The organism is Lutibacter sp. (assembly GCF_041596795.1).
Lineage (GTDB): Bacteria > Bacteroidota > Bacteroidia > Flavobacteriales > Flavobacteriaceae > Lutibacter.
The window spans coordinates 1-10,651 of the sequence record NZ_JBFHHX010000113.1 but is presented as its reverse complement, the minus strand read 5'-3'; the positions used below and the strand labels follow the sequence as shown (position 1 = coordinate 10,651).

5 protein-coding genes and 1 pseudogene are annotated in these 10,651 nt (G+C 30.9%); 1 reads left to right on the top strand and 5 read right to left on the bottom strand.

Translation table 11 applies throughout. The features are described from left to right. From ABY298_RS12090 to ABY298_RS12080, 3 genes and pseudogenes are all read right to left on the bottom strand, one after another. Positions 1 to 605, bottom strand: a pseudogene (locus tag ABY298_RS12090) (hypothetical protein); the annotation flags it as partial. 579 nt (positions 606 to 1,184) lie between these two features. Next, positions 1,185 to 2,672, bottom strand: coding sequence for a RagB/SusD family nutrient uptake outer membrane protein (locus ABY298_RS12085; protein ID WP_372746316.1), 1,488 nt, complete (start codon positions 2,670 to 2,672; stop codon positions 1,185 to 1,187). 10 nt (positions 2,673 to 2,682) lie between these two features. Next, on the bottom strand, positions 2,683 to 5,817 hold the full coding sequence (locus tag ABY298_RS12080) for a SusC/RagA family TonB-linked outer membrane protein (RefSeq protein WP_372746315.1): 3,135 nt from the start codon (positions 5,815 to 5,817) through the stop codon (positions 2,683 to 2,685). A 360-nt stretch (positions 5,818 to 6,177) separates the two neighbouring features. On the opposite strand from ABY298_RS12080, the gene ABY298_RS12075 reads away from it, so the two are divergent. Next, on the top strand, positions 6,178 to 8,592 hold the full coding sequence (locus tag ABY298_RS12075; RefSeq protein WP_372746314.1) for a chondroitinase-B domain-containing protein: 2,415 nt from the start codon (positions 6,178 to 6,180) through the stop codon (positions 8,590 to 8,592). A 147-nt stretch (positions 8,593 to 8,739) separates the two neighbouring features. Here ABY298_RS12075 and ABY298_RS12070 read toward each other — a convergent pair whose 3' ends face one another. Both ABY298_RS12070 and ABY298_RS12065 read right to left on the bottom strand, forming a co-directional pair. After that, positions 8,740 to 9,639, bottom strand: a complete 900-nt coding sequence (locus ABY298_RS12070; RefSeq protein WP_372746313.1) for a carbohydrate kinase — start codon at positions 9,637 to 9,639, stop codon at positions 8,740 to 8,742. Next, a partial coding sequence (locus tag ABY298_RS12065) for a sugar MFS transporter (RefSeq protein ID WP_372746312.1) occupies positions 9,639 to 10,651 on the bottom strand: 1,013 nt, incomplete at its 5' end. The genes ABY298_RS12070 and ABY298_RS12065, both read right to left, overlap by 1 nt.

Genomic DNA, 10,651 nt, shown 5'->3' with positions numbered 1-10,651 from the left:
TCTAATACTTTTTGACCAGTGATAGTAAACAACTGTACTTTAGAAATTTCTACATTTTTAGATTGTATGTTTATAAATCCATTTGATGGATTTGGATATAAACTAAAGTTTGTTAAGAAATCTTCTCTTACTGAAGCTGTATTCGGATCATAAAGCATTACATTGTCATAAAACACCTCAGTAGTCGCATCGATAGCATTTGATGCTCTAACATAAATAACCGCTTTATCTGTTGAAGCAGTAAATGTAAACGTAGTTGTTGTAAATGTATTAGCGGTACTTGAAGACTTATTAGCATTAAAGTCATTAGTAATTATATATGCATCAACTCTAGAATCAGAAACACCATTTTCAAGACCATCTTCAGTAGTGATTTCTTCATTCAAAATAAATATCTCAGATGGAACACCAGAGGCTTCAGAACGAGAATCAATCGAAAAAGTATAAGTAGTACCCATTGTAACTGGAACCACTTGATACAATCGACGACACTTACTTGCTATCTTTACTCCCCTACCTGTACCTGCATTATCACCAAATTTGTTACCATCAGAAGTGGAACCTGGCTGCTCATTTCCGTCCGTACCTCCACCACAGTTATTCAAAAGCCATGTATCTAAAACATCATTATTCCAAATTGCTCGATAAGGACTATTACCCGTTCCTCCATCTATATCTGAAGGAGGAGTCATATCAAAGGTATCCGCATTATCATTAACATCGAAAGTATGATTTTCCAAAGTGCCATTTAACACAAGATTAGTTTGGCTATAACCGTAATTAAAACACAAACAGAATACTAAAAAGCCGTAAGGTGTTATTTTTTTAATTGTAATAAGTAAAGTTTTTTTCATAAATAATAAGGTTTAATAGTTTTTAAATAATATATCTGACATGCCAAATTGGTTAACCAATTTGTAAAAGTAAATATATTCATTAAAAATACAAATTACTATTTTTTAATTATAATTTTTTTACAAAAAAATAAAACTTGTTCTATTATTCTAAAAAATTTTAAGTATTTAGCGTGTAAATTACAGTAAAACATTGTAATGCATATTATTATAATAACATAGCAATAGACTCTTCACTTCCTTTCAGTTGTATATAATAACGCGTTTTTCACATAAAAAAAAGCCTGTTCAACATACATTGAACAGGCTTTTTAAAAATTTAAATTAACATTATATTGGGTTTTGAACCATTAAATCGTTTGCATCCATTTCATCTTGAGGAATTGGAAAATTCCATCTGTTATCTCCTGCTGCAACTTCCATAACCCCATTAGTAATAGCTGAAGTATGGTTAGAACCTGTTCTGTCTAAAGGTAAATCTAAACGTTTTAAATCGTACCATCTAAATCCTTCTCCCCATAACTCAACTCTACGTTGTAACATAATTTCAGCTTGTAAGTCAGTTCCTGTTTTTGTTGATAATACATAAGAAGCATCTCTAGTTTTTACCAAATTGTATAATGCTGTAGCAGCTAAAACATCTTGGTTATTTCTTGCTCTTGCTTCTGCTTCTATTAAATACATTTCAGCAGCACGCATTAAAGGTACATCTACACGGCTATCTCCGTTACTAACTGCAATAAATTTTTGGTTAGTATATGTAAACAATTTAAAGGTAGATAATAAAGAAACGCCTGATGGTAAACTTAAATGTTTTCCTGTTGGGTCCCATAAACCTTTACGCACATCTGTACTAGAAATTGTGTTGTATAAAATACTATTTATTGATCTAGGATTTGATCTAATTGCAGAAGAACTAAAGTTTCTTGAAATATAAGCTCCGTAATTTGCAAATGTGTCTGTTTGATCTTCTTGAATTTGACTAGCCCACATAAATTCTGAATTTGTTTCAGAACCAACTTGGAAACCTTGCGCATATGTTGCTGAATCCATTAAAGTGTAACCACTTCTAGCTTCAGCTGCATACGTAGCTGCTGTAGCCCATTCTCCTTGAACCAATGCAACTCTAGCTTTTAAACCTTTTGCAACACTTTGATTTATATGCGATTTGTTTGTACGTGAATATCCTGCTAATAAAACAATTGCATCATCTATATCTTGATTAATTTGAGTGTATACTTCCTCAACTGTAGAACGTGCAATTGAACCTGTATCGTTATCTAATTTTAAAGGCACACCTAATTGGCTATTTACTTCACCTTTTTTGTAACGACCACCATAAGATTGTACTAAATGAAAATGACAAAATGCTCTATAAATTAATGCTTGCCCTTTAATAATATCTTTATCTGCTTGGTCACCATCTGCACCATCAATACCATTTATTAAAACATTTGCATTTGCAATCCAATTATAAAACATTAACCAGTTTGCTCTGTTATAAGCATCTGATGGATCAGAATTTCCTTGCCATCTTAATTGGGTAGACCAGTTATTTGCATTGTGTACGTGATCTTCTCCACCTTCATCAATATGTATATAATATGCTCCAATACCACCTCTACCTTGACTTCCATATCTTATATATAATGATCTATGTATACCATTTAATGCTGTCATGGCATTATCTGTACTTAATAGTACCGAATTTGAAGAAACTTGATCGGTTGGGTACGTGTCTAAAAAGTCCTTTTCACAAGCAGTAAACAGTACATTTACCGCTAAAATTCCGATGAAAATAATTAATATTTTTTTCATTTTATTTTATTTAAAATTTAACATTTAATCCTAATGAAACTATTCTTGAAGGCGTATAAACATTTGAAGTTGTTCCGTTAAACGATTGCTGAACGTTCATTCCTTGTCTTGCATTAAAAGAAACTACATTTTCTGCACTTACATATAACTGCGCTGTAGAAACTCCTATTTGGCTCAATAAATCTGAAGGTAATCCGTATGATAAACTAATTTGTTTTAAGTTTAAATAAGACGAATCTACCAACCATCTGTCTGAAGTAGCATTAAAGTTAGTAGTTTGAGAAGCATCCATTCTTGGAATATCAGTGATATCTCCAACGTTTTGCCAACGTTTTAAAATATCAGTACTTAATGCTGTACCATAGGTTCCTGAACTCATAATAGATTGGTAGTTGTAATCTAATGTTTCACCTCCTATTTGGTAAGTAAATAAGAAACCTAAATTAAAGTTTTTATACGTTAAAGAGTTAAAAACTGATCCTGTTAAATCTGGAATAGCAGATCCTGCATAATGATATTCAGCATTTGCTTGGTTTGTAGTTAGAATATTTCCATCAATTGTTCTAATATCTGCACCGTTAGCTATTATAGCATCTTCATTTGCTACGTATAATGCTGATCCATCTGATGGATCTACTCCATACCAATCTTTTAACCAATAATCGTAAATAGATCTATCTACCATATATTTTTTAGACCCAGTAACAATTTCTTCTTGTGGAAGTTTTGTAAATTTATTTTCAATAGTTGAAGCATTTACGCTAGTTTTCCATTTAAAGTTTTCATTTTTAATTACATCAAAATCTAAACTAATTTCAAAACCTTTATTATACATTGTACCAATGTTTTGTGGAGTACTTTCACTACCACTTGAAAGTGCTAATGGAACATCAAATAATAAATTTGCAGATTCACGTTTAAAATATTCTAGTGTTCCACTAATTTTATTAAATAAACCAAACTCCAAGGCTACATCGTAACTAGCACTTGTTTCCCATTGTAAATCTGGAGATTCTAAAGTACCTAAAACATAACCTGAATCTGATTGGTTATTATAATCTAAATTATATAAACCTTGGTATGCGTAATAGCTAATTCCAGAGTTGTTACCTAACTCACCATAAGAAGCTCTTAACTTTAACATATCAATCCATTTTTGATTGCTAATAAAAGATTCTTTATCTAAACGCCAAGCACCACCAATTGAATAGAAATCACCCCAACGCGTAGCATCTGAGAATTTTGAAGTTCCATCTGTTCTATAAGATGCACTTAAAAAATATTTTCCATCAAAATCATAGTTTAAACGTCCAAAATAACTTTCATCATTTAAGTTATCTTCATAAGTATACAAATCGGAAGTTGTTACAAAATTTATTAATTCCACATTTCCATCCGCAATAATTTCTCTTTTAGCTCCATACATTGCATTAATTCTTAACTCAAGCGATTCGTGAGCTGCTAAAGCGCTAATATTATGTTTACCAATTGAGGTGTTATAATTTAATAATTGGTTAAAACCAACAGATGTTCTTCTGTTATAGGTTCTAGATGCATAACCATTTGGTGCGCCATCTCCAACTTCTTTATTCCAAAATACAGTGTTGTATAAATTACGTTGATCAAAACTAACATTGGTTGTAAATACTAAACCTTCCATTAATTTTATATCAAAAAATGTTTTTCCGTTTAATGAAGTGATTTCATCTATATCTTTATTCCAATCAATTTCGGCAACAATATGTCTACCACCACTTGCTCCACTTGGACGTGATGCTGTTAAATCGTAAATTCTATCACCATTATCATCTAAAACATATGCTCCAGTAGCATCGTGTTGATAAATATTATAAATTGGACCAATATTTCTTGTAAAACGAATTGGATTTACAAACGAACTTGATTGCGCATCAGTTGCTTGAGATTGGTTACCTGTTGAGGTAGTTGCTCCAATATTTAACCCTGTTTTTAACCATTTATTTGCCTGATAATTAACATTTACACGTCCAGAAATTCTTTCGAAATCTGAATTTTTAATGTAACCTTCTTCATTTAAATATCCCAAAGACACAAAATAATCACTTTTATCAGTTCCTCCTTGGTAGTTTATATCATAATTTTGACGACTACCTAAACGCGTAATAGCATCAGACCAATCTAAATCATCTGGGTATAATAATTCTGCATTTGCATTTAAAGTTCCATCTTCACCAACTATTTGATCATTTGCAACATTGTAAGGATTGTTATATAATTGATCGAAAATTGTACTAGATGCAGTTTGGTTTGCAGCAGCAAGAGCAGCATCTGTAGATGTGCCAGGAGATGCAATACTATTTCTTAACGCTTCCCACATAATTGGGTAATATTGGTCAGCATTTAACCTTTCGTATTCTTTAATTGATCTATCTACAATACTTGATGAAATGTTTAAAGAGAATTGACCTTCTTTGTTTTTACCTCTTTTAGTAGTAATCATTACAACACCATTTGCTGCTTTGTTACCATATAATGAAGTTGAAGAAGCATCTTTTAACACAGTTAAACTTTCAATATCGTTTGAGTTAATTGAACTAATATCGCCATAGTAAATCATACCATCAACAACATATAACGGATCACTTGACGCACTTACTGAACCAAAACCTCTAATACGAATATCTTGACCAGAACCAGGCTGACCACTTGCAGCAGTAACCGATACACCAGCAGAAGAACCTTCTAAAGCACTTGTTACGTTAGCTAATGCTCTGTTTTCAATAGATTCGCTATTAATTTGGGTTGCAGCACCAGTATAATCGCTCTTTTTAGCAGTACCATAAGCAACTACCAATACTTCCTCTAATAAATTAGCATCTTCTTGCATAGATACATTTATTGAGTTTGAATCTCCAACAGCCATACTTGCTGTTTTCATACCAACAAAAGAAAAGACAAGTACATCTCCTTTTTTGGCTTTAATTTGATATTTACCGTCAAAATCTGTTTGAGTTCCTTTAGTAGAACCCTTTAATACGACAGTTACTCCAGGCAATGGTCCACTACCATCTGATACAGTACCTGAAATTGTTTTTTCTTGCGCAAAAGCAACTTGCACCAATAACACAAGAATAAGCGTGAAAATTCCATTAAACTTTGCTTTCATTCCTTAATTGTTTGAATTAATAATCATTTTTTTACTTTGTTTAAAACCTAATTTTTTTTGATCTGGTAAACATATAAAAAAACATTTTACAAAACTTCAATAAAATGTATTTTTTTTCCTGTTCATTTGAAGTTATTTCACTAGTCGCAAACATATCTTTATCAATATATTAACGATTTGATTAATTTATTAAATATACCCTAATTGGAATTTACCCCAATTACTACGCGTATTTTACAAATAATTTTACTTACTAATTTTATATTTTAATTACTAAATGGTAAAGTTTTCATAATTTTTTTAAATAAATTAATTTAAATATCTTGCCAAAAACCAAACTGGCAAACCAATTTATAAAATATGACATTAAAATTTTATTACAGATTTCTACTTTTCACATTCTTTATTTTTGTAAATCTAAGTTACTCACAACAAAAGGACAGTACAGTATCCAATACTGCAGAATTTAACGAAGCTATTAAAAAAGCAATTCCTGGAACAACAATTACACTAAAAAATGGTACTTATAACAATGTACATTTACAAGTTCATGGGTTTGGATCTAAAAATTTACCCATTACGGTACAAGCTGAAACCCCAGGAAAAGTTCTTATTACTGGCGACTCTAAATTATCTATTTCAGGAGAATATATGATTGTTAGCGGATTATGGTTTAAAAATGGCACGCCAACAGGCAAAGAAGTTATTACATTTAAAAAAGACTCAAAAAATGTAGCCAACAATTGCCGATTAACAAACTGTACCATTTCTTATTTCAATCCTACTGATAAAAGCATTGAAAACCATTGGGTTGATTTATGGGGAAAAAACAACAGAGTAGATCACAATAATTTTACCGGAAAAACAAACGGAGGAACTACATTAGTTGTTTGGTTAAAAGGTGAAGAACATATTGAAAATAATCACCAAATTGATCACAACTATTTTGGAGAACGTCCAGAGTTAGGAGTTAATGGTGGAGAAACCATTAGAATTGGAACAAGTGAAAACTCTATGAAATCATCTAAAACCATTGTTGAATACAATACTTTTAAACAATGTAATGGTGAAATTGAAATTATTTCAAACAAATCATGCAACAACATTTACCGAAATAACATTTTTATTGAATGCGAAGGTGCATTAACTTTACGTCACGGTAACGGCGCATTGGTAGAAAACAATGTGTTTGTTGGAAACAACAAACCTCGTGTTGGTGGAATTAGAATTATTGGGGAAGACCATATTATAAGAAACAACTTTTTAATAGGAATTTCGGGCGACGATTATCGTAGCCCAATTGTATTAATGAACGGTGTTCCAAACTCTCCTTTAAATCGTTATTTTCAAGTAAAAAATGTAACTATTCAAAATAACACACTTATAAATTGCAGCGCTGTACTTTTTGGCGCTGGAAAAGATGCTGAAAAATCTTTAGCTCCCATAAATTCGGTTTTTGCAAACAATTTAATATCAAACACAACTGGCGCAACTATTATGACTGCTAACGATGCTATAAGTGGCATTTCATTTTCAACAAACTTTATGGAATCAACATCTGATATTGATTCGCGCTATTTTACAAAAACAAACATTGATTGGGCGCTTTTAGGCTCCTTACCAATGCCAACAGAAAACAATAACATTTTAAAAACCGCTAAAAAAATAGCTAATAGCCCAGATGTTGATATTACAAACTCTAAAAGATCTCCATTTGTTGCAGGCGCTTTTAACCTAAACAACACCATTGTTCCAGAAGCAATTACTACAAAGTCAGGACCTAGCTGGAAACCTCTTATAGAAAAACCAGTAATTACTCCAATATCAAAAATTATTGAGATTGAACCAGGATTAGAAACACTCTCAAAAGCATTAAAAAAAGTTAATTCTGGCGATAAAATTTTATTAAATCCTGGCACTTATTTAGTATCAAAAACTATGAAAATAAGTGGAAACATTACTATTGAAGGAAAAGAAGATGCTTCTAAAACTATTATTAAAGCTAATGATGATATTGAAAAACCATTATCCTACTTTTTTAGAATTACTGAAGGCTCTTCTGTTTCATTAAAAAATTTAACTTTAAATGGAGAGAGTAAAGAATACGTAAAATACGCTGTAGTTTCACCTGCAGAAAACGAAGGTAAATTATATACTTTATTTATTGATAAATGCACGTTTATAAATTTTAAGAATACAAACGGCGGCACTATATTTAAAGCTTATATTGGTACTTTAGCAGATACAATTAGCATTACAAATTCCATTTTTGAAGATAGCTACAGAGGTTTAAATTTATCTTATGAAAAAGATCCTATTGGAAAAGTAAATGCAAAGCACTTGCTTATCCACAATACATCATTTAAAAATATTGAAGAATTTGCCATTAATTACATTAATAGTGGAACCATTGGAACCAATATTGAAGGTGATTTAAAAATTACCAACTGTGTATTTAGCAAAATATACAACACAGAAAAAGGATATACTATTAAAACCAAAGGAATTCCAAATGTAACTATTACTAATACCGTTTTTGAAAACAGCTATCAACAAAAAACACCTATTAACCTAAGTGGCTTTGGAAACAGCATTAGTAATTGTTTAGTATCTGATAATGGCTACATAAAAACATCAAAAGGAGCGCAATCCAACAATATTCTTTATAAAAGTGCAAAATGGGATGATAAAAATTTATTTATACCAAGCAAAAAATCGCCACTTTTAAAAGAAAACAATGGCATTGAATTAATTGGATTAATTCCTAATAAATAATCTAAATACAAAAAAAGCCTAACTCTTTAAACAAGTGTTAGGCTTTTAACTTAAAAAAAATATATGCGTTTTAAACATATTATTTTATAACAAAATATAAAAAACTTACTATTAAATTTTAAATACAACTGTATATATTATTGTGTTTTATTTTGTTCCCTTCATAAATTTTTGAATAATTACATCCGAAATCACAGGGTTTGCACCTTCATTTTGTGCAACTAATGCACCAACAGCACAAGCTGTGTTTATGGCTTCTTGAGGATCTTTTTCTGTAAATAATTTATACATTAAAGTTGCCAAAAAAGAATCTCCTGAACCCACTGTATCAACTACCTCTACGTAATACCCGCAATTGTGGTAATACGCACCTTCAAAAAACAAAACAGCACCATGAGAACCCAAGGTTACACAAATTGTTTTTGTAGATGTTTTTTGGGCAATAAATTCTAAGTTTTGTTGCAGTGAATTATATGTAGAACCTAAAAATCGAGAAACTTCATACAATTCTTCATCATTAAATTTAATAAAATCTGCGGCATTCATAAACTCAATCAAAGTATCTTCAGTATAATGCGGCACTCTTAAATTAATATCAAAAATTTTATAGTTGGCAACTTCTAACAATTGCAATACTGTTTTTTTTGTTGATTCATCACGAGAAGCCAAGCTTCCATAAACAAAAAAGTCGGCATTTTTAACTAATTCTAAATCATCAATAGATAAACGAATTTTATCCCAAGCAGAAGGATATGTAATATCGTAAGATGCATTACCTTTCTCGTTTAATCTAACATTTACAACTCCTGTTGGATAATTTTTCTTTACTTGAATTGATCCTGTATTGATTTCTAATTTTTGAAAATATTCAATTAATTCTTTTCCATTTTCATCATTACCAACAGCGCTAATCATAGCAACATCAACCCCAAATGATTTTAACCTAGAAGCTACATTTAAAGGTGCTCCTCCTATTTTTTTAAGTTTAGGAAAAACATCAAATAAAATTTCGCCAAAACAAACCGCTTTTAACTTTTTACTAGCCATTATAACTTACTTAAATTTACATACTCGCTTTCATTTAATTGTGAAATACGAATATGAGTTGGTTTAAAAATCATATTATATAAAAATCCGAGAAATAATATACCCGAAAATATGGTTGCTAAAATAAATCCATATTTAGCATTTGAGCCAAATAAATCGCTAACTACACCCATTAACAAAGGTCCAATTGCAGCACCTGCAGCAGTAAAAAATAAAATAATTCCTGCTACCGAACCATGGCTAATTTTTGGAAAACAACTAATTCCTTTAGAATTTATTGTTGGATAAATAACAGACATAAACAATCCTGATAATGGCAACAATACAACTGTGGCTGTACTATTTAAAAAACTAAAAGCATAACACAATAATATTGCAAAACTTGAAATAGCCATAACAACAGTCCAATCAAAACGTTCCAACATCCACGCACCTAAAAAGCGACCGCCTGCACGTAAAATAAAAAATATAGGCAATGCGTATAGTGCAATAAAAGTAAAACTACCATCGTACCCAGCTATTAAAGTGGGCATCCAAACATAAATTGCAGCCTCAACAGCAACGTATAAAAATGCTGCCATAGAGAAACCAAATGCATATTTATCTTTTACCATTAGCAAGGTTCGTTTAATATTTATTGGCTCTTCTGTAGATTTTTTAGTGTCAGGATATTTTGCGAAAAAAGCAATAATAATTAAAATCACACACAAAGTAGCTGCCACCACATATAACCATTTCCAATCTACGTCTCTTGTTAAAAAATAACTTACTAAAAATGGCCCAATTATAGCTCCCACTCCAAAAAAACCTTCAACAACATTCATTGTTGATGTATGATCATTGGTGGATTTTGACATATCTCCAATTAATGCTAAGGCTCCAGTTTTAAAAACACCAATTGCTGCTCCAGAAATAATAAGTAGTACTAAGAAAAAACCAAACGTATTACCTAGTAAAAATAAATATGAGTTTACAGCGAATAATGCCAAACCAATAATAATGGTTTTTTTTC